The 20025-nt window shown below is 47.9% G+C and carries 17 protein-coding genes, 1 other RNA gene and 1 other annotated feature; of the genes, 17 read left to right on the forward strand and 1 reads right to left on the reverse strand.

Annotated elements, in window-relative coordinates; genetic code table 11:
* Nucleotides 1–2: 2 nt before the first annotated feature.
* The 16 genes from ruvB (at nt 3) to ACV3PA_RS07415 (ending at nt 18199) form a co-directional block, all read left to right on the forward strand.
* Nucleotides 3–998: a Holliday junction branch migration DNA helicase RuvB gene (gene ruvB / locus ACV3PA_RS07340; protein WP_053453947.1), complete on the forward strand. Its 996-nt coding sequence runs from the start codon at nt 3–5 to the stop codon at nt 996–998.
* A gap of 4 nt (nt 999–1002) precedes the next feature.
* On the forward strand, nt 1003–2043 hold the full coding sequence (gene queA / locus ACV3PA_RS07345; protein WP_238237398.1) for a tRNA preQ1(34) S-adenosylmethionine ribosyltransferase-isomerase QueA: 1041 nt from the start codon (nt 1003–1005) through the stop codon (nt 2041–2043).
* Nucleotides 2043–3188: a tRNA guanosine(34) transglycosylase Tgt gene (tgt, locus tag ACV3PA_RS07350; RefSeq protein WP_456125900.1), complete on the forward strand. Its 1146-nt coding sequence runs from the start codon at nt 2043–2045 to the stop codon at nt 3186–3188. Before queA ends, tgt begins: the two co-directional genes overlap by 1 nt.
* Nucleotides 3189–3259: 71 nt before the next feature.
* Complete coding sequence (gene yajC, locus ACV3PA_RS07355) at nt 3260–3553, forward strand: preprotein translocase subunit YajC (protein WP_053453945.1); 294 nt, start codon at nt 3260–3262, stop codon at nt 3551–3553.
* Nucleotides 3554–3706: 153 nt separating this feature from the next.
* Nucleotides 3707–5011 (forward strand): protein translocase subunit SecD, encoded by a 1305-nt coding sequence (gene secD, locus ACV3PA_RS07360; protein ID WP_082318566.1) that lies wholly within the window; start codon nt 3707–3709, stop codon nt 5009–5011.
* A complete protein-coding gene (gene secF / locus ACV3PA_RS07365; RefSeq protein WP_082318565.1) occupies nt 5001–5918 on the forward strand; it encodes a protein translocase subunit SecF in 918 nt (305 codons plus the stop codon). The genes secD and secF overlap by 11 nt, the downstream gene beginning before the upstream one ends.
* A 72-nt stretch (nt 5919–5990) precedes the next feature.
* Nucleotides 5991–8300 (forward strand): single-stranded-DNA-specific exonuclease RecJ, encoded by a 2310-nt coding sequence (gene recJ / locus ACV3PA_RS07370; RefSeq protein WP_456125901.1) that lies wholly within the window; start codon nt 5991–5993, stop codon nt 8298–8300.
* Nucleotides 8279–8797: an adenine phosphoribosyltransferase gene (locus ACV3PA_RS07375; RefSeq protein WP_035406521.1), complete on the forward strand. Its 519-nt coding sequence runs from the start codon at nt 8279–8281 to the stop codon at nt 8795–8797. Before recJ ends, ACV3PA_RS07375 begins: the two co-directional genes overlap by 22 nt.
* Before the next feature lie 141 nt (nt 8798–8938).
* Complete coding sequence (locus tag ACV3PA_RS07380; protein ID WP_053453943.1) at nt 8939–11137, forward strand: RelA/SpoT family protein; 2199 nt, start codon at nt 8939–8941, stop codon at nt 11135–11137.
* Nucleotides 11138–11151: 14 nt separating this feature from the next.
* The gene (gene dtd / locus ACV3PA_RS07385) at nt 11152–11601 is read left to right on the forward strand and encodes a D-aminoacyl-tRNA deacylase (RefSeq protein ID WP_053453942.1); all 450 of its coding nucleotides are present in this window, start codon (nt 11152–11154) and stop codon (nt 11599–11601) included.
* Nucleotides 11602–11646: 45 nt separating this feature from the next.
* Nucleotides 11647–11868 (forward strand) — a binding site (T-box leader).
* Nucleotides 11869–11910: 42 nt separating this feature from the next.
* On the forward strand, nt 11911–13191 hold the full coding sequence (hisS, locus tag ACV3PA_RS07390; RefSeq protein WP_456125902.1) for a histidine--tRNA ligase: 1281 nt from the start codon (nt 11911–11913) through the stop codon (nt 13189–13191).
* Nucleotides 13188–14954, forward strand: coding sequence for an aspartate--tRNA ligase (aspS, locus tag ACV3PA_RS07395; RefSeq protein ID WP_053453940.1), 1767 nt, complete (start codon nt 13188–13190; stop codon nt 14952–14954). The genes hisS and aspS overlap by 4 nt, the downstream gene beginning before the upstream one ends.
* A 63-nt stretch (nt 14955–15017) precedes the next feature.
* On the forward strand, nt 15018–15602 hold the full coding sequence (locus tag ACV3PA_RS07400; protein ID WP_456125903.1) for a DNA-3-methyladenine glycosylase: 585 nt from the start codon (nt 15018–15020) through the stop codon (nt 15600–15602).
* A gap of 290 nt (nt 15603–15892) precedes the next feature.
* Complete coding sequence (locus ACV3PA_RS07405) at nt 15893–17077, forward strand: DASH family cryptochrome (RefSeq protein WP_456125904.1); 1185 nt, start codon at nt 15893–15895, stop codon at nt 17075–17077.
* Between the two features lie 74 nt (nt 17078–17151).
* Nucleotides 17152–17341, forward strand: a non-coding RNA gene (ssrS, locus tag ACV3PA_RS07410) — 6S RNA.
* Between the two features lie 93 nt (nt 17342–17434).
* A complete protein-coding gene (locus tag ACV3PA_RS07415; RefSeq protein ID WP_053453937.1) occupies nt 17435–18199 on the forward strand; it encodes a tRNA threonylcarbamoyladenosine dehydratase in 765 nt (254 codons plus the stop codon).
* A gap of 12 nt (nt 18200–18211) precedes the next feature.
* Here the strand turns inward: ACV3PA_RS07415 and ACV3PA_RS07420 are convergent, their stop codons facing one another.
* Nucleotides 18212–19549, reverse strand: a complete 1338-nt coding sequence (locus ACV3PA_RS07420) for a replication-associated recombination protein A (RefSeq protein WP_053453936.1) — start codon at nt 19547–19549, stop codon at nt 18212–18214.
* Nucleotides 19550–19609: 60 nt separating this feature from the next.
* On the opposite strand from ACV3PA_RS07420, the gene cymR reads away from it, so the two are divergent.
* Complete coding sequence (cymR, locus tag ACV3PA_RS07425) at nt 19610–20017, forward strand: cysteine metabolism transcriptional regulator CymR (protein ID WP_053454559.1); 408 nt, start codon at nt 19610–19612, stop codon at nt 20015–20017.
* Nucleotides 20018–20025: the final 8 nt, after the last annotated feature.

The following is a 20025-nucleotide window of genomic DNA, read 5'->3' on the forward strand; positions in this document are numbered from 1 at the left end:
ACATGGAAGAGCGCATTTTGTCAGAATCCGCCCATGCGGAAGATCAAGAAGAGTGGAGTCTGCGTCCTCAGACGCTCGAGCAGTACATCGGGCAGGAGAAAGCGAAGGGAAACTTGAGTGTCTTCATCGAAGCGGCAAAAATCCGTCAGGAAACACTCGATCACGTGCTTCTCTATGGCCCTCCGGGTCTCGGTAAGACGACGCTTGCAACAATCATTGCGAACGAGATGGGAGTCGGCATTAAGACGACTGCCGGTCCTGCGATCGAGCGACCGGGTGATCTGGCGGCGATCCTCTCATCGCTTGAACCAGGAGACGTGCTCTTCATCGATGAGATACACCGGTTGAGTCGGTCAATCGAAGAGATTCTCTATCCAGCAATGGAAGATTATTGTCTCGATATCGTCATCGGTCAAGGGGAACTTGCGCGAAGCGTGCGGATCGACTTACCACCATTTACGCTCGTCGGAGCGACGACGCGTGCCGGAATGTTATCGGCACCGCTACGTGATCGTTTTGGCGTGACGCTGAAGCTGGAATATTATACGATGTCAGAGTTGTCTGCCATCGTGACGCGGACATCGCGTCTGTTCGGATTTGAAGCGGATCGTCTCGCAGCAGAAGCCATCGCCCTGCGTTCACGGGGAACACCACGTGTCGCGAATCGATTGTTACGACGTGTTCGTGATTTTGCGCAAGTCGCGCATCAAACGGACATCGATGCCGTGCTCGCAACGAGTGCGCTTGATCGCTTGCATGTCGATGCGCTAGGGCTCGACGATGTCGACCACCGTTTACTGCGCTCACTAGCAGAGCGGTTTGCCGGTGGTCCAGTTGGACTTGAGACGATCGCAGCGACGATTGGGGAAGATGCCCAGACGATCGAGGATGTCTATGAACCATATCTATTGCAACAAGGCTTTTTACAACGTACCCCGCGCGGACGTGTCTTAACACCGTTCGCTCGCCAACATTTAGGACTGAAAGAAGGAAATTGAACCAATGGATGTAAACTTATTTGATTTTCATTTACCAGAAGAACAAATTGCCCAAGTGCCATTGCTCGACCGGACGAGTTCGAAATTGATGGTACTCGACCGGGAGACTGGTGCGATTCAGCATCAGCACTTCCATGATATCGTCGACCATTTCCGTGAGGGCGATACACTCGTCATCAACGATACAAAGGTCTTACCGGCACGTCTCTTTGGTGTAAAGGAAGAGACTGGTGGGAAGATTGAGTTGTTGCTGTTGAAGCAGACGAGTGACGATGTCTGGGAAACACTTGCGAAACCCGCAAAACGTGTCAAACCGGGAACGATTCTATCATTTGGTGACGGATTACTCCGTGCTGAATGTGTCGAAGCACTGGAAGACGGGGGACGAATTCTGAAGTTTTTCTATGACGGAATTTTCTATGAAGTCCTCGACCAACTCGGAACAATGCCCTTGCCGCCATATATTCATGAACAACTCGAAGATCAGGATCGTTACCAGACGGTCTACGCACGAGAGCGCGGGAGTGCGGCAGCACCAACAGCTGGACTGCACTTTACACCCGAGTTGCTGGAAGCATTAAAAGCGAAAGGCGTTCAAATCGCACCGTTGACGCTACACGTCGGGCTCGGCACATTCCGTCCTGTTTCGGTCGATGACGTCGATAGTCATAAGATGCACAGTGAGTACTATGAACTGCCGGAAAGCTCAGCCGCTCTGCTACGTGAAACACGCAAACAAGGCGGACGAATCATCGCAGTCGGTACGACATCGACACGGACGCTTGAAACGGTCATCCGTGACCACGGTGACTTCGTTGAAGCAACAGGCTGGACGGATATCTTCATCTTCCCAGGGCAAGAAGTCAAAGGAATCGATGGATTGATCACGAACTTCCATCTACCGAAATCCACATTGATCATGCTCGTGTCTGCATTATCGACACGGGAACACATTCTGCACGCCTACGAAGAAGCAGTCGCGAACGGCTATCGTTTCTTTAGTTTTGGTGATGCGATGTTCTTAACGAGAGAGGAACGAAACTAATGACAAAACACGCGGTAACATACGAACATATCAAAACATGTAAACAATCCGGAGCGCGGTTAGGAATCGTCCACACGCCGCACGGTAGTTTCGAAACACCGGTCTTCATGCCGGTTGGAACACAAGCGACGGTCAAGACGATGGCACCGGAACAAATCAAGGACATGAACGCGAACATCATCCTCGCGAACACGTATCACCTATGGGTGCGTCCTGGACATGACGTCATCAAGGAAGCGGGCGGCCTGCATAAATTCATGAACTGGGATGGCGCAATTCTCACGGATTCAGGTGGCTTCCAAGTCTTCTCACTCGCTGACTTACGTAATATTTCGGAAGAGGGCGTTCATTTCCGGAACCACTTGAACGGGGACAAATTGTTCTTATCACCGGAAAAAGCGATGGAAATCCAAAATGCACTCGGTTCAGACATCATGATGGCGTTTGACGAGTGTCCACCATATCCTGCCTCTCACGAGTACATGAAAGCATCTGTCGAACGGACAAGTCGCTGGGCAGAACGTTGTCTTGCAGCGCACGAACGTCCGCAAGACCAAGCGCTGTTCGGAATCATCCAAGGTGGTGAATACGAAGATTTACGTCGCCAAAGTGCGAAAGATCTCGTATCGCTTGATTTCCCAGGTTATGCGGTCGGTGGTCTCTCGGTTGGCGAACCGAAAGACGTCATGTACCGGGCGCTCGAATTCACGACACCACTCATGCCAGAAGATAAACCACGTTATTTGATGGGCGTCGGTTCACCGGATGCGTTGATTGAAGGCGCGATTCGTGGAATTGATATGTTCGACTGTGTTCTTCCGACACGGATTGCACGCAATGGTACATTGATGACATCGCAAGGACGTCTTGTCGTTCGAAATGCAAAATATGCACGTGATTTCCGTCCACTCGATGAGAAATGTGATTGCTACGCATGTAAGAACTACTCGCGTTCATACATTCATCACTTGATCCGCGCGCAAGAAACGTTCGGACTTCATCTTTGTTCGACACACAATCTTCACTTCCTCGTTAAGTTGATGGAAGGCGTTCGCCAAGCGATTCGTGAGGATCGTCTACTTGATTTTAAGGAAGAATTCTTCGAAGAATACGGTTACAATTTACCGAACGCAAAGAATTTCTGACAAATCGTCTGACAAATTAATTCTTTCACGGTATAATGAACGTGATTTGAATGATAAAGGAGTTGATACAAATGGGAAGTGGTATCTTTGCATTTCTCCCGATGATCTTGATCTTCGTGGTGTTCTATTTCTTGTTGATCCGTCCACAGAACAAACGCCAGAAGCAAGTGCGTCAGATGCAAACTGAACTCTCACGCGGCGATTCGATCGTTACGATCGGTGGTCTTCACGGGGTTGTCCAAAAAGTCGACGACACAACGGTGACATTGAAGTCAGGTAACTCACAATTGACATTCAACCGGAGTGCTATCGCAGAAGTGACGAAAAAATCAACAACTGTCATGGGCGACGAAACGGTCGAATAAGGCATTGAAAAGGCGCTTTCCGGATTCCGGAGCGTCTTTTCTGTTTATATATGAGAAAAACGTTTGCTAAGATTACCATTTCTTTTGTAAGCTAGGGTAGGAGAACAAAGTTGTCTGAAAATATACTGGGAACTAGAGAAAGGACAATGTAGCATGATCAAGAAAGGGAAACTTGCCACATTCTTCATCGTCGTCATCGCGTTGCTCGTACTGATCGGTACGACATCGTCATGGTTGTTGAAGGATACGAAGCTTGGCCTTGACCTCAAGGGTGGCTTTGAAGTCTTGTATGAAGTACAACCACTGAAAGAAGGAGACGTCATCGATCAGAATGCGATGAGTGCAACGTTGACGGCAATCGAGAACCGTGTCAACGTTCTCGGTGTCTCCGAGCCGGATATTCGGATCGAAGGTAACAACCGGATTCGTGTCCAGCTTGCTGGCGTCAAGGATCAAACCGAAGCACGTCAAATTCTATCGTCGACGGCGCAATTGTCATTCCGTGATATCAACGATAAATTGTTGCTTGACGGTTCAGACTTAAAAGCTAAAGGAGCAAAAGTTGGTTATGATCCACAAACGAACCAGCCGCTTGTAGAACTTTCGCTTAAATCAAAACAAAAATTCTATGATGTGACACAAAAGATTTCGCAAATGCAAGCGCCTGCAAATCGTCTCGTCATCTGGCTTGATTATGAGAAAGGTGACACGTACGAAAAAGAGATTCAAAAAGCGAACTCGAAGATTGTCTCAGATGCATCTGTACGAGAGCCGATCAACTCTGATAAAGCGATCATTTCTGGTGGTGATATCGATGCCGCGTACGGGAAACAGTTATCGTCGATCCTGAACGCTGGGGCACTGCCGGTCAAACTCGAGGAAATCTACTCGACGTCGGTCTCAGCTGCTTTTGGACAGGACGCACTTGATCAGACGCTCTTCGCGTCAGCCATTGGTGTTGCAGCTGTCTTCTTATTCATGCTGCTTTTCTACCGAATCTCTGGATTCGTGTCAATCATTACCTTGCTGTTCTACATCTATCTCGTCATGATCTTCTTTAACGGGATCAATGCCGTCCTCACCTTACCAGGAATCGCGGCTCTCGTTCTTGGTGTCGGTATGGCGGTTGATGCAAATATCATCACCGCAGAACGGATCAAAGATGAATTACGAAGTGGAAAGTCCGTCTTGTCAGCATTTAAAGCCGGTAACCGCCGTTCGTTCGGTACGATTCTTGATGCCAACTTGACGACGTTAATCTCTGCTGGCGTGTTGTACTACTTCGGTACAAGTACGGTCAAAGGATTTGCCATCATGTTGATGGTCTCGATTGCCGTCACGTTCGTCACGAACGTCTTTGTCTCACGTTACCTGATGCAACTCCTTGTCAGTAGCCGATGGTTCGATAAGAAGAAATCATGGTTCGGTGTAAAGGAGAGTGAAATCCGTGAGCTTTAATCCTACGAAATTCGATTACGTCAAACATCGAAAAATCTATTTCGCAATCACGATTGCGCTTGTCATCATTTCGATACTCTTGTTGTCGTTCCGTGGTCTCAATCTCGGGATCGACTTTACGCAAGGAACACGCGTCGAGATTTCATCGACGAATCAAATCAAAGAAGCGGACGTCCGCTCTGTCATTGAAGATGCTGGAATCGATGCTGCGGAAATTGACGGCATACAATTTGCGCAAGGTGGAAAACTAGCGAACGTCACGTTCGTTGGGGAATTCAGCCAAGACCAAATTTCTGAAATGAAACAAACGATTGAAGCCAAATACAAAAAAGAACCGAGCATTTCGACAGTTTCGGCGCAAGTCGGTCAAGAAATCGCGCGTAACGCAATTTATGCCGTCTTACTCGCGTCACTCGGGATTGTCATCTATGTCTCGTTCCGATTCCAACCGTTATACGGGATTGCGACAGTGCTTGCCCTATTGCATGATGCGTTAATGATCATCGCTTTCTTCTCGTTGTTCCAGATTGAGGTTAATCTTTACTTCATCGCCGCCGTCTTGACGATTATCGGCTACTCCGTCAACGATACGATCGTTACGTTTGACAGGGTACGAGAAAATCTCGGATTGGCTGAAAAAGGTGGACGGAAAGTCTCGTTTGATGAATTGGCACATATTGTCAATGAGTCAATTCAACAGACGATCATCCGCTCGATCAATACAGTCATCACGGTCATTATGACGGCAGCAGCGCTTTATATCTTCGGTAGCGAAGCGATCCGTGGATTCAGTCTTGCCTTGCTTGTCGGCTTGATCATGGGAATGTATTCTTCGATCTTCATTGCCGCACAACTCTGGCTCGTCATGAAAGGTCGGACACTCGGTCGGACGAAACGCGCTTCCTAAAAGAGTATCCGCATCAGCTATCGCTGATGCGGATTTTCTATTATAATGGGGAAGTTGATTGGAGGGTTTGAGATGTACCATGCTAAAAAAACATGGCTTGATAAAGTCATTGATTCAGAACAAATCGAACAATTGACGGCGGATGGCACAATCTCTCCGTACGTCGCACAACTACTTGTCCAACGGGGGTTCACGACACGTGAAGCAGCCCGTGATTTTTTAGAGATCGATCAAATGGCATTCCATGACCCATTTGCTTTTAAAGACATGCCAAAAGTCGTTGAGCGGATTCAACGTGCCGTCAACGAGGGTGAGATGATTTTAATTTATGGGGATTATGACGTCGATGGCGTGAGTTCAGCTGCGATACTTTGGCATGCCTTGATCGAAATCGGTGGCATGGCGGAGTGTTATATCCCGAACCGTTTCACGGAAGGATACGGACCCAACGAAGCGGCATTCCGATGGGCTGCAGAAGAAGGGTTCAGTCTCGTCATTACCGTTGACTGTGGGATTTCCGGCATCCATGAAGCAAATGTTCTCAAAGAGCTCGGTGTCGATTTAATTATCACCGATCACCACGAAGCCAAAGAAACGTTACCCGATGCGTTTGCGTTGATTCATCCGGGAGTTGATCCAGACTATCCATTCTCAAAGCTTGCTGGAGCGGGTGTTGCCTTTAAAGTCGCGCATGCACTCCTTGAACGTGAACCAGTCGAGTTACTCGATCTAGCAGTGCTCGGAACGATTGCCGATCTCGTCCCACTCGTCGGTGAAAACCGCTTGCTGGCGATTCGTGGCATTGAAGCGCTGAATGCGAGTGAGCGTCCAGGTATCCTTGCGTTACGTGACGTTTGCAGTTTAACTGAGGACGAACTGACGGAAGAGTCGGTTGGATTTGCGTTTGGTCCACGCATCAATGCAGCAGGACGTCTTGATTCTGCGATGCCAGCGCTCGAGATGTTGCTAGCGGAAAGTAAGGATGAAGCACTGCATCTAGCAAAACAGCTCGACCAACAAAATAAACAACGCCAAGATATCGTTAAGCAGATTGCGGAGGAAGCAACGGCACTTGTCGAAGAACGCTTCAAAGAAGACCGTGTACTCGTCGTTGATGCGGAAGATTGGAATCCAGGTGTCGTCGGCATCGTCGCGTCACGACTCGTTGAAAAATATCATCGTCCCGTCATCATGCTGTGTCATGATGCTGAAAAAGGAACAGCTAAGGGTTCTGGACGTTCGATTCCTGCATTTGATTTGTTTGCTGAACTGACGAAGTGTGAAGATATCTTGCCGCACTTCGGAGGACATCCAGCGGCAGCTGGGATGACCCTTTCTTCTGATGATGTCGAGGCGTTACGCCGTCGGTTGAATGAACAGGCGAGCAGTTTGCCGGATGATGCTTTCATCGCGACGATCGATGTCGACCTACGTTTACAAGTCAGTGACGTCTCGATTCAGTTGATTGAAGATATTCAACGACTGGCACCGTTCGGGATGGGTAATCCTGCACCACGGATCGTCATCGAGCAAGCGAAGATTCGTGACATGAAACGGATTGGTCGCGACTTGACGCATGTCAAAGCACTACTATCAGGCAACGGGAAAGAACTTGACGCGATCGGATTTGGATTCGGTGATCTCGTCGATGAAGTCTCGACCTTATCGGAAATGCACTTGATGGGGAGTCTGAACATCAATGAATGGAATGGCTTCCGTAAACCGCAGTTGATGATTCAAGACGTCGCAGTCGAAGATGTCCAAGTGTTTGATTATCGTGGGGGGAAACGTCCTTTAAGTGAGCTGTTCGCTTTACCGCACGAGACGACGACGTTCGTTGCTTTCACCGATGAGGTAAAAGAGAAGTATGCCGAACGCCCATTGAATGGTCCGGTTCGACGAAATATCGTTTTCTTGGATCTGCCGGAAGAGGAAGAGGCGTTTCATCCATACGTACAACAGGCAGAACGGATTTACTGTGCCTTTAAGGACGAAGGGTATTATTTCGAGACGATTCCGTCGCGTGAAGACTTCAAGCATTACTTCCAGTATTTTGCGAAATGTCCACGAGACGAGCTTCGAATGGGGCTTGTACGTTTGTCGAAATCGCGAAAATGGACGAAACGATCGATTAACTTTATGCATTCGGTATTCTCGGAACTTGATTTTCTTGTTACAATGGAGGATGGGCTGCCGGGTGTAAACCCAAATGCTGCAAAACGAGATCTGACGGAAGCTCCGACGTACCAGCGTCATGAAGCGCGTCAAGAGCTTGAGCAACAATACATTTATTCGTCACTCGCTCAGTTGAAAGAGCGTTTTGATACTTTGGTAGAAGCGGCGAAGCAGGAGGAAAAGACATGGAGTTCAAACAGCATATAAAAGAGGTCGAAAACTGGCCGAAAGAAGGAATCAGTTTCAAAGATATTACATCACTCATGCAAAATGGACCGGCATATAAACAATCGGTCGACGCACTCGTCGAGTACGCACGTAGCAAAGGTGCAGATGTCATCGCAGGTCCGGAAGCTCGTGGATTCGTTGTTGGGTGTCCAGCAGCTTACGCAATGGAAATCGGATTTGTTCCTGTTCGTAAAGAAGGAAAATTACCGCGTGAGACAGTCCGTGTCGAGTATGGTCTTGAGTACGGAAAAGATGTCTTGACGATGCACGAAGATGCCATCCAACCGGGACAACGTGTCGTCATCCTCGACGACTTACTTGCGACAGGTGGTACAATCGAAGCGACAATCCAAATGATTGAAAAATTAGGCGGAACGGTTGCCGGAATCGGATTCTTGATTGAACTCGATGGTCTTGGTGGACGCGAGAAACTCGAAGGATACGATATTCTTTCATTGATTCGCTACGAAGACTAAAGCATACATACTCTCTTGGTACATGGTGACCAAGGGGGTATTTCTTTTTATTTTGACATCTTCTCAAGATTTCACGATAATAAGAATTATATATTAGGGATTCCGTTGCAGACGATCCCGGGGACTGGGTGAGGAAAAGGGATGACAAACAAACAAATCGTAAATGTAGAAGACCTTCTCGCTCGATGTGCGGAATACATGACGCAAGCTGAAGTCAAAGACATCGAACGGGCTTACCAATTCGCAAAGGACGAACATGATGGTCAATTCCGCCGTTCCGGGGAACCGTACATCATTCATCCGGTACAAGTTGCCGGTATCTTAGTCGATATTGGTTTGGATGCAACGACGATCGTCGCTGCGCTTCTTCATGATGTCGTCGAAGATACGGACATTACACTCGAAGAATTAACTGAACGATTCGGCCCTGACGTCGCGATGCTTGTTGATGGCGTGACGAAACTCGGGAAAATCAAATATAAATCAAAGCGTGAAGAGCTTGCTGAAAACCATCGTAAGATGTTTATCGCGATGGCAGAAGACATTCGCGTCATTTTGATCAAACTCGCTGACCGTCTGCACAACATGCGGACATTGCAACACATGGTCAAGGAAAAGCAAGTCCAAAAGGCAGAAGAGACACTTGAAATCTTTGCGCCGCTTGCCCATCGTCTCGGGATTTCGACGATCAAGTGGGAGCTTGAGGATATCAGTCTGCGTTATATCAATCCGCAACAGTACTACCGGATCGTCTCGATGATGAAACAAAAACGGACGGAACGGGAAGCACTCGTCAGTTCGGTCATCGAAGAGGTCAACGAAGTACTCGATGATGTGCAAATCGCAGCGGAAGTCGATGGACGTCCGAAGCATATTTACTCGATTTATAACAAAATGCAAAACTCGAAAAAAGAGTTCAGCGAAATCTATGACTTGATGGCTGTCCGGATCATCGTCGATTCGATCAAGGACTGTTACGCCGTTCTCGGAATCATTCATACGCAATATAAACCGATGCCAGGACGCTTCAAGGATTATATCGCGATGCCGAAGCCGAACATGTATCAATCGCTGCATACGACGGTCATCGGACCGAAAGGCGAGCCACTCGAGGTCCAAATACGGACGCGAGATATGCACTTTATTGCCGAGTACGGGATTGCCGCTCACTGGGCGTATAAGGAAGGCAAGGAACAGGAAGCAAAATCAGGCTTTGAGGATAAGATTGCCCATTTCCGCGAAATTCTTGAGTTGCAGAAGGATACAGCAGATGCTGAAGAGTTCATGGAATCAGTCAAAGTCGATTTCTTTAGCGACATGTTATATGTCTTTACGCCAAAGGGTGACGTCATCGAGTTGCCGAAAGGCTCTGTTCCGATTGATTATGCTTACCGAATTCACACGGAAATCGGTCACCGGACGATTGGTGCGAAAGTCAACGGTCGGATGGTGCCAATCGATTATAAGCTGAAGACCGGTGACATCATCGAAATCGTCACGTCGAAGCACAGCTACGGTCCTAGTAAGGATTGGCTTAAAATCTGTGTGTCGAGTCAAGCGAAAAATAAGATTCGCCAATGGTTCAAACGTCAGCAACGGGAAGAGAATGTCTCAAAAGGACGGGAACTGATTGAAGCGGAAGTCAAGAAACTTGGATTCGAGCCGAAAGAAGTCATCAATGAGAAGACACTTGCAGACGTGACGCGGAAGTTCAACTTTGCGCAAGAAGAAGATATGTATGCTGCTGTTGGCTATCATGGTCTAACTGCTGCACAAGTCGCGCATAAATTGACGGAAAAATTACGCAAAGACAAAGAATCTAAAAATCTTGAACTCAACGAAGCAATCAGTGAGATGAAAACGTTCGATCGTCCGAAGAAAGAAAATCCGGAAGGCGTTCGCGTTAAAGGGATCGATAACATGCTCGTTCGGATGAGTCGCTGTTGTAACCCGGTTCCGGGAGACGATATCGTCGGGTACATCACGCGTGGACGTGGTGTCTCGATTCACCGGACCGATTGTCTGAACGTCATTCATGAACAAAATCCGGAACGCCTGCTTGAAGTCGAGTGGGAACATGAAGGCAAAGCCGTCAAGAGCTATAACGTTGAAATCGAAATCTCTGGATTCGACCGGGCAGGATTATTGAACGATGTCCTGCAGTCGGTATCTGCGACGAATACGAACATCGTTGCCGTTAGCGGGAAAGGCGACGACAGTAAGCAAGCAAAAATTACGATGACGATCGCAATCAACAACGTCAATCATTTACAGAAAGTTGTCGATCGGATCAAACAAATCTCTGACGTGTATGCTGTACATCGCGTCATGATGACGTAAGGAGCGGATGAGTCATGCGAGTCGTATTACAACGAGTCAAAGAAGCAAGTGTCACAGTCGATCAGGAGGTCATCGGTCAGATCAAGCAGGGATTCCTCTTGCTCGTCGGGGTCACGCATGAAGATACGATCGAACAAGTGAACTGGTTAGCTGATAAAATTGCTGGACTCCGCGTATTTGAAGATGAGGAAGAACGGATGAACCGCTCATTGCAAGATGTCGATGGTCAGATTTTATCCGTCTCGCAGTTCACGTTGTATGGTGACGTCAAAAAAGGTCGTCGTCCTGCCTTCACGGAAGCGGCGAAGCCGGATGTTGCTAATGAATTGTATGAAGCGTTCAATGAACGCCTTCGTTCGCAAGGACTGACGGTCGAAACAGGACAATTCGGAGCGATGATGGATATTGCGCTCGTCAATGATGGACCGGTGACATTGATTCTTGAAAAAGAAGCAAACGCTTGACAGGAACCGAGAGACGAGGCAATATTAAACGTAACCAAATGATTCATACGACCGAAGACGAAGAGGAGTAATCAAGACCTCGTCTGCTTAGAGAGTCGCCCCTTGGCTGGAAGGGCGAACAGACGAACTCGATGAAAGACCCTTCCGAGGTATCTTCCTGAACCGATAGTAGGGAAGGTCGTATGCAGGCGTTAACTGCACCGAGTGGTCAAATGTGATTTGACAACCAGGGTGGTACCACGGGATCTTCAAGTTCTCGTCCCTTTGCGGACGAGGACTTTTTTGTATTCAAAAAAGGAGGAATTTGAGATGAAATTACCACGCGGTACGTTTGATGTCCTTCCAGGAACAGTCGAACGTTGGCAGTACATCGAACAACAATTACGTGAAATCAGTAAGCGTTATAACTATAAGGAAATCCGGACGCCGATTTTTGAGGAGACAGAACTCTTCAAACGTGGCGTCGGTGAGACGACGGATATCGTCCAAAAAGAGATGTTCATGCTTGAGAAACGTGGGAAAGATCAGTTGACGTTACGTCCAGAAGGAACGGCTGCTGTCGTTCGTTCATTCGTGACGAACAAATTGTTCGGTTCACCGAACCAACCGACGAAATTGTTCTATATCGGACCGATGTTCCGTTATGAACGTCCGCAAGCAGGTCGTTTCCGTCAGTTGCACCAATACGGAGTCGAAGCACTCGGAAGTGAACAACCGGCAATCGATGCGGAAGTAATCAGTCTCGCAATGAGCATTTATCGTTCTTTCGGATTGAAGCACCTCAAGCTTGTCATCAACACACTCGGTGATCACGAAAGTCGCGCCGCACACCGCGCAGCACTCGTTGACCACTTCAAACCAGTCGTTCATGAGTTATGCCAGGATTGTCAGAACCGACTCGAAACGAATCCACTTCGTGTCCTCGACTGTAAGGTCGACCGCGATCACCCGAGCATGGCGACGGCACCATCGATTCTTGATTACTTAAACCCAGCATCAAAAGCCTACTTCGATGAAGTTTTACTTCACCTTGACGCACTCGGTATCGAGTATGTCGTTGATCCAACACTTGTCCGAGGGATTGATTATTACAATCACACAGCGTTTGAGATCATGTCGGAAGCAGAAGGTTTCGGAGCAATCACGACACTCTGTGGTGGTGGACGTTACAATGGTCTCGTCGAACAAATCGGTGGACCAGCAACACCAGGGATTGGATTCGGAATCGGTATCGAGCGCCTCTTGATGGCACTTGAAAATGAGAATGTCTTACCAGTCGTTGACGATCAAATCGATGTCTTCATCGTTGCGCAAGGTAGTGACGAAGTCGAAAAGACGGCAACACGTCTCTTACAACTGATGCGTCTTGAAGGACTCGTCGCAGATCGGGATTATCTTGGTCGGAAATTCAAAGGACAATTCAAAGCAGCCGATCGCTTAAAGGCACGCTACACGGTCATCCTAGGGGATGAAGAAGTCGAGCGTGGCGCAGCGGCACTCAAGAATATGGCTACAGGGGAACAGACGGACGTTCCGTTATCAGCAGTCGCTGATACGATCGTCGCGAAATTAAAGGAGGAAGCACAATGATCGGACGCACGCATATGAACGGTCAGGTGACGGAAGATGTCATCGGACAACACGTTCAACTTAAAGGATGGGTTCAAAAACGACGTGACTTAGGAGGTTTGATCTTCCTTGATCTCCGTGACCGGAGTGGTATCGTCCAAATCGTCTTCCAACCGGAAAATGAGCAGGCACACCGTCTTGCTGAATCGATTCGTTCGGAATATGTCCTTGACATTAAAGGACACGTCATCGCACGTGAGAATCCAAACCCGAACATCCCAACTGGGCAAGTCGAAGTCGTCGCAGACGAAGTTGTCATTTTAAACGCAGCGAAAATGACACCATTCCCGATCAGTGAAGAAGCGGAGCAGACGTCAGAAGATTTACGTCTCAAATACCGTTACCTCGACTTACGTCGTCCATCGCTTCAAGAGACGTTCCGTCTTCGTTCGAAAGCATCGAACATCATGCGGAACTTCCTCGATGAACAGGACTTCCTTGAAGTGGAGACGCCGATCTTAACAAAATCAACACCAGAAGGCGCACGTGACTATCTCGTCCCAAGTCGTGTTCACCCAGGTGAATTTTACGCCTTGCCACAATCACCACAATTGTTCAAACAATTGCTGATGGTGTCTGGTTTTGAGCGGTACTTCCAAATTGCACGTTGTTTCCGTGACGAAGACTTACGGGCAGACCGTCAACCTGAATTTACGCAAGTCGATATCGAGACGAGCTTCATGGACATCGAAGACTTGTATGCGATGATGGAGTCGATGATGACGCGTGTCATGAAAGAAACGCTTGGCAAAGAAATCGTGACACCATTCCCACGCATGCCATATGCAGAAGCAATGAGTCGTTATGGCTCGGATAAACCAGATACACGCTTTGGTCTCGAATTGATCGATGTTGCGGAAGCGGTCAAAGGTGCAGGATTCAAAGTATTCGATATGGCACTTGAAGCAGGTGGCGAAGTCAAGGCGTTGAACGTCAAAGGTGCAGCTGAGCGTTTCTCACGTAAAGACATTGATAAGTTACAAGAATTCACGGCGATTTATGGCGCGAAAGGTCTCGCTTGGGTCAAAGTGACAGCTGATGGATTGAACGGTCCAATCGCGAAATTCTTCGACGAAGAAGCAACGGCGCGTCTGACAGCGGCGACCGATGCAGAAGCAGGCGACTTGTTATTATTCGTCGCAGCCAAAGCATCGATCGTAGCAGACAGCTTAGGAGCCCTCCGTCAGAAGTTAGCGAAGGAACTTGACTTGATCGATGAGTCGGTCTTTAACTTCCTCTGGGTGACGGACTTCCCACTTGTCACATACGAAGAAGAGGATGGTCGTTTCTACGCGAACCACCACCCGTTCACGATGCCGCGTCGTGAAGATCTTGAATTACTCGAGACGGATCCTGGAAAAGTCCTCGCAGTCGCTTATGACCTCGTTTTGAACGGTTATGAGCTTGGCGGTGGATCACAACGGATTTACGAACGGGATATCCAAGAGCGGATGTTCAAATTGCTTGGCTTCACAGAAGAAGAAGCAAACGAGCAGTTCGGCTTCTTGATGGAGGCATTCGAATACGGAACTCCACCACATGCAGGTATCGCACTTGGACTCGATCGTCTCGTCATGTTGCTCGCAGGACGTTCGAACTTACGCGATACGATCGCGTTCCCGAAAACAGCATCAGCAAGTGATCTGTTGACGGCAGCACCGAGCCCGGTTTCGGATGCTCAATTGAACGATCTTTCGATTCGGACAGCAGTTAAACAATCGTAAACTACGACAAGCGAATCTTCCAGTATAGGAAGATTCGCTTGTTTCATAGAGGAGGAAGTACGAATGGAACGACAGTTTTTTGAACGCTCACCCGTTGAAGTCGGACCAGATTTCTTAGGGACACAGATCACGGTTGATGAGGTGACGATGCGAATCGTCGAAGTCGAAGCGTATCTTGGTCCTCACGATCAAGCAGCGCACTCGTTTTCCGGTAAACCTACGAAACGGACAGCACCGATGTTCGGTCCACCAGGACATCTGTATGTTTATTTCACATATGGTATGCATCACTGCATGAATGTCGTCTGTGGGCATGAAGGGGAAGGATATGGACTTTTATTACGAGGGGCAGAAATCATCAGTGGACACGATCTAGTCGCCAAACGTCGTTTTGGTTGTTCTTACGAAGAACTGACGAATGTTCAACGACGAAATCTTGTCAATGGACCAGCGAAGTTGTGCCAAGGGTTCGGTTTAACGACAGCGGACTCAGGTCAAGATCTCTATCAATCTCGCTTTCGACTTGTTGCTGATCCAGTCGATTCGATCGTCGAGACGACACGAATCGGTATTCCGAATGCAGGAGAAGCGACGACCTATCCTTGGCGTTTTTATGTAGAAGCGAGTGAAGGTGTCAGTAAACGTTAAAAAATGGACGCTCCGATGAGGAGACGTCCATTTTTTATTTAGGGTTATTGATTGATTTTTTAGATTGTTGCTTTTTATAGAATTTATAGACGATTGGTCCAACCGTCGTTACAAGCGTCATTAATGTTCTGAGTTTACCACGTTTTGCTGCCATTGATCCATTCACTCCTCTAGTTTGTTGTACTAATCATATTCCACGAAAACAACGTCTTAAAACCTCATCGGCACATCAAGTGGTTTTCCAAGTACTGTAGTCGGGTCATAGTATAAGGAGAAGGGAGACGATCAATATGGGAGCAGTCGTCTGGTATCGCAATGATTTACGTGTCGATGACCATGAAGCACTTCGGAGTGCGTGTGAAGAACATAACACGATTCGTGCGGTTTACGTTAAAAATCAAAAGAAACGAGATTTTAAGAGAGGTACACAACAAGAGCGATTCGAACAGGAGACGCTAGAGAATTTAGCTAGTCATCTGTCCCAAATCGGAATTACGTTAGATATTCTAGAGGGTAAGGTGCTTGAAGTGCTCGACTCTTACTTGCAACCGGATGAGACGGTCTATTTCCATAAGATGACCGGAACGGAAGAAGCGGCAAGTGAAAAGTATATTGAAGACAACTATACGACGCGTTCTTTTGAGACACAGACATTACATCGCCGGGAAGATATCGGAAGTGATGAATTAAAACGCGTCTTTACAGCATTTCGAAAACGGGTCGAAGCAAAAGGGACGTTTTACGATCCGCTTGATCCGCCAACCGGCATCCAGTTAATAAAAGAGGAATCAGTCGAAGCGGATCCGGAGATCGCGTTTCCGTTTCGTGGGGGAGAATCAGCGGGGAGGGCACGTTTGCAAGAATATCTTGCTGAGCCCGTGTTTACCTATAAAGAAACACGCAATGGGTTCTTACGAAATGATTCCTCAAAGTTGTCTGCTTGGTTGGCAAACGGGTCACTATCACCGCGTCGCGTCATGGCTGAATTGCAGAAAGCAGAGCGAGAAAAAGGAGCAAATGAATCGACGTATTGGTTGTATTTCGAACTGTTATGGCGTGACTTTTTCCATTTGACGATGCGCGAAACGGGAAGTCGTCTTTTTCGATCAAGTGGACTACAAGAAGGGCAACGTACATGGAAGACTGACCAAGCAGCAGTTGAACGTTGGATAAAGGGCGAAACCGGTGTTCCATTCGTCGATGCCTTCATGAACGAGATTAGAGAAACGGGGTGGATGTCGAACCGAGGAAGGCAGATCGTTGCGAGTTATCTCATCCACGAGTTAAAGCAGGACTGGCGTATCGGAGCAAGGTATTTTGAACAGCAATTAGTCGATTATGATGTCGCTTCGAATTATGGTAACTGGGCGTTTATCGCGGGTGTCGGAAATGCGACGCGGACACCAAGATTCGACCCCGTATTCCAACAACAGCGATATGATCCGAATCAATACTTCACGAAACGTTGGACCTGAAAAAAGCATTCTTTTCTGGAGTGGGAAGTAGTTGCATTTCAGAAGGGAGGATGCTATATTAAATGCATCAGATGGGGTTCCTGAATTGTACGAGAGCCGCCTTTTATCTTTGAGCCACTCTTTTTTGATAGGGAGTTTGACGTTCCAACTAGTAGTACATGCCTCGTAACACAGCAGGAGGACGTACGAATAGGAATCGGATAAGACACCCACCTGCACAGCAGGTTCAAAAATAAGGTATCGACACGGCACTTCGGGTCCCATCGTCTTATTATTTTATTGTTTGATACGTCGCATGACGTTTTTTTTTATGATATAATTCCGAGTAAAACAGTATGAGTATTGTGAGGTTATGAGATGTTACATCAATTTTCGCGTAATGAACTAGCAATTGGTAAAACTGGACTTGACGCATTGGCATCCAAGTCTGTCGCTATTCTAGGGATCGGTGGCGTTGGATCGTTCTCAGCAGAAGCACTTGCCCGTAGTGGTGTAGGCCGTTTGATTCTTGTTGATAAGGATGACATTGACATCACGAACGTCAACCGACAAATCCATGCCTTGCTCCCGACCGTCGGTCAGCCGAAGGTCGATGCCATGGCAGAACGTCTTGCGTTAATCAATCCGGACCTTGAAATCGTTCGTTTGAAGATGTTCTATAATGAAGAAACATTCGAGTCATTTTTTGAACAGAAGCCGGATTATGTCATCGATGCTTCGGACACGGTCTCGTTCAAAATTCACTTGATTCAAGAATGCAAGAAGCGTAACATCCCGATCATCTCGAGCATGGGAATGGCAAACAAGATGGATCCGACACGCATCAAGATCGTTGACATCAAAGATACAAGTTATGATCCACTGGCGAAGGTCATTCGGACAAGACTCCGGAAAGCCGGTATTCATAAAGGTGTCCCTGTCGTCTTCTCCGACGAGCCACCTGTTAAGATCATCGAAGAAGTCCGCCAAGTCGTCGGAAACGATGCAGCGGCGATTCGTAAGGCGAAGATGCCACCAAGTTCGAATGCGTTCGTTCCATCAGTCGGTGGGTTGATTGCAGCAAGCTATGTCATCAATGAGATTGTCCGTGAAGCCGGCGTGACGATTGAGCGCGTTCGTTAAAAAAAAGCGACCTTATGGTCGCTTTTTCTGATGTGTAGCTGTTTGTTTGTTCCAAAAATCAAGACGAGCTTGCAATTGTTTCTCAAACCCACGTGGACTAGGACGATAAAAGACTGGTTTCGTCCGAGCGAGGTTCTCGGGCCAATAATTCTGGGGGACATAAGCGTGCTCAAAATCGTGCGGATATTGATAGGTGACGCCATTTCCAAGTGCTGCGGCACCTGGGTGATGGGCATCGCGCAAGTGCGGTGGGACCGGTCCCCCGTCCGAGCGACGAACGAGCGTCAATGCTTGATCAATCGCTGAGATGACAGTATTCGATTTCGGTGCCGTCGCGAGATACAAGACCGTTTCAGCGAGCGGGATTCGTGCTTCCGGAAAACCGACGTATTCACAAGCACGTGCACACGCATCGACCATTAGTAAGGCTTGCGGATCAGACAGACCGATGTCTTCTGCTGCATGGACATAGAGACGGCGGACGATAAAGCGTGGGCTTTCACCGGCTTCAATCATGACAGCGAGCCAGTAGAGCGCGGCGTCCGGATCGGAACCTCGAATCGATTTAATGAAGGCAGAGATGACATCATAATGACGGTCACCGTCCTTATCGTATTTCAATGCTTTTTGCTGAATCGATTCCTCGGCGACAGCGAGATCAATCGTAATCTGACCATCGATTTCCGGTGTCGTTAAGACAGCGAGTTCAAGTGCATTCAACAATGCCCGGTAATCGCCATCCGATAACTTGACGTAATGATCGATCGCTTCATCCGTGATCGTGATCGGGTATTTGCCAAGACCACGATCCGCATCCTTCAGGGTCCGATCAAGGACGATTCGTAAATCATCTGCTGTCGGTGGTTCAAAACGAAAGACTGTTGCTCGAGACAAGAGTGCGGCGTTGACTTCAAAACTCGGATTTTCCGTCGTCGCCCCGATCAATGTGATCGTACCCGCTTCAAGTGCCGGTAGTAAGGCGTCCTGTTGCATCTTATTGAAACGATGGATCTCGTCAAGAAAGAGGATCGTTTTTTGATCTTCGAACTGGAGACGAGCTTCAGCTGCTTTTAGAATTTCTCGTAATTGTTCCAGTTTTGCAGTGACCGCATTCAGTTGCTCAAACGCTGATTTCGTATAACTAGAGATGACGCGCGCGAGCGTCGTCTTACCAGTTCCAGGTGGACCGTAGAAAATGACGGTTCCAAGACGGTCAGCTAGGATGGCACGCCGCAGGAGCGTCGTCTCTCCAATCAGATGGTGTTGCCCAACAATCTCATCCAGATTCTGCGGACGCATCCGATTTGCGAGCGGTCCGGCAGGGGACTGGGATTCAAATAAATGTGCCATACACATACGCTCCTTCCACTTTTAGCTACTACTATACTAGAAAGGATGATCCTTCGCATGATGAAAATCTCAACGAAAGGGCGATATGGTCTGACGATCATGATCGCACTCGCGAAAGAAGCTGAATCCAAACCATTGTCTTTAAAGAAAATCGCCCAGATGTATGACTTATCTGAGCACTATCTCGAACAATTGATTGCACCGCTTCGTAACGGGGGTCTCGTCAAAAGTGTTCGTGGTGCATACGGTGGATATAAGCTCGGTCGTGAAGCACAAAGCATCACGGCGGGTGAAATCATCCGTTTACTTGAAGGACCACTCGTCGTCGTTGAAGGCGACGCGTGTGACGAGGTCACGAAACGGAAGCTGTGGGATAAGATTCAACAAGCGGTTGACCAGGTTCTTGATTCAACAACATTGCAAGATTTAGCAGAAGAAGAAGATACAGGTTATATGTTCTATATTTGAGAGGTGAA

Source organism: Exiguobacterium sp. EA-TM-5, from assembly GCF_053878415.1.

What these genes read in the sequence shown, in the direction of transcription:
- ACV3PA_RS07375 (WP_035406521.1), top strand. Translation starts at nt 8,279, where the DNA reads ATGGAGTTCAAACAGCATATAAAAGAGGTCGAAAACTGGCCGAAAGAA.
- ruvB (WP_053453947.1), top strand. Translation starts at nt 3, where the DNA reads ATGGAAGAGCGCATTTTGTCAGAATCCGCCCATGCGGAAGATCAAGAA.
- dtd (WP_053453942.1), top strand. Translation starts at nt 11,152, where the DNA reads ATGCGAGTCGTATTACAACGAGTCAAAGAAGCAAGTGTCACAGTCGAT.
- ACV3PA_RS07415 (WP_053453937.1), top strand. Translation starts at nt 17,435, where the DNA reads ATGTTACATCAATTTTCGCGTAATGAACTAGCAATTGGTAAAACTGGA.
- secD (WP_082318566.1), top strand. Translation starts at nt 3,707, where the DNA reads ATGATCAAGAAAGGGAAACTTGCCACATTCTTCATCGTCGTCATCGCG.
- ACV3PA_RS07380 (WP_053453943.1), top strand. Translation starts at nt 8,939, where the DNA reads ATGACAAACAAACAAATCGTAAATGTAGAAGACCTTCTCGCTCGATGT.
- queA (WP_238237398.1), top strand. Translation starts at nt 1,003, where the DNA reads ATGGATGTAAACTTATTTGATTTTCATTTACCAGAAGAACAAATTGCC.
- ACV3PA_RS07405 (WP_456125904.1), top strand. Translation starts at nt 15,893, where the DNA reads ATGGGAGCAGTCGTCTGGTATCGCAATGATTTACGTGTCGATGACCAT.
- aspS (WP_053453940.1), top strand. Translation starts at nt 13,188, where the DNA reads ATGATCGGACGCACGCATATGAACGGTCAGGTGACGGAAGATGTCATC.
- yajC (WP_053453945.1), top strand. Translation starts at nt 3,260, where the DNA reads ATGGGAAGTGGTATCTTTGCATTTCTCCCGATGATCTTGATCTTCGTG.
- ACV3PA_RS07420 (WP_053453936.1), bottom strand. Translation starts at nt 19,549, where the DNA reads ATGGCACATTTATTTGAATCCCAGTCCCCTGCCGGACCGCTCGCAAAT.
- tgt (WP_456125900.1), top strand. Translation starts at nt 2,043, where the DNA reads ATGACAAAACACGCGGTAACATACGAACATATCAAAACATGTAAACAA.
- recJ (WP_456125901.1), top strand. Translation starts at nt 5,991, where the DNA reads ATGTACCATGCTAAAAAAACATGGCTTGATAAAGTCATTGATTCAGAA.
- cymR (WP_053454559.1), top strand. Translation starts at nt 19,610, where the DNA reads ATGAAAATCTCAACGAAAGGGCGATATGGTCTGACGATCATGATCGCA.
- hisS (WP_456125902.1), top strand. Translation starts at nt 11,911, where the DNA reads ATGAAATTACCACGCGGTACGTTTGATGTCCTTCCAGGAACAGTCGAA.
- ACV3PA_RS07400 (WP_456125903.1), top strand. Translation starts at nt 15,018, where the DNA reads ATGGAACGACAGTTTTTTGAACGCTCACCCGTTGAAGTCGGACCAGAT.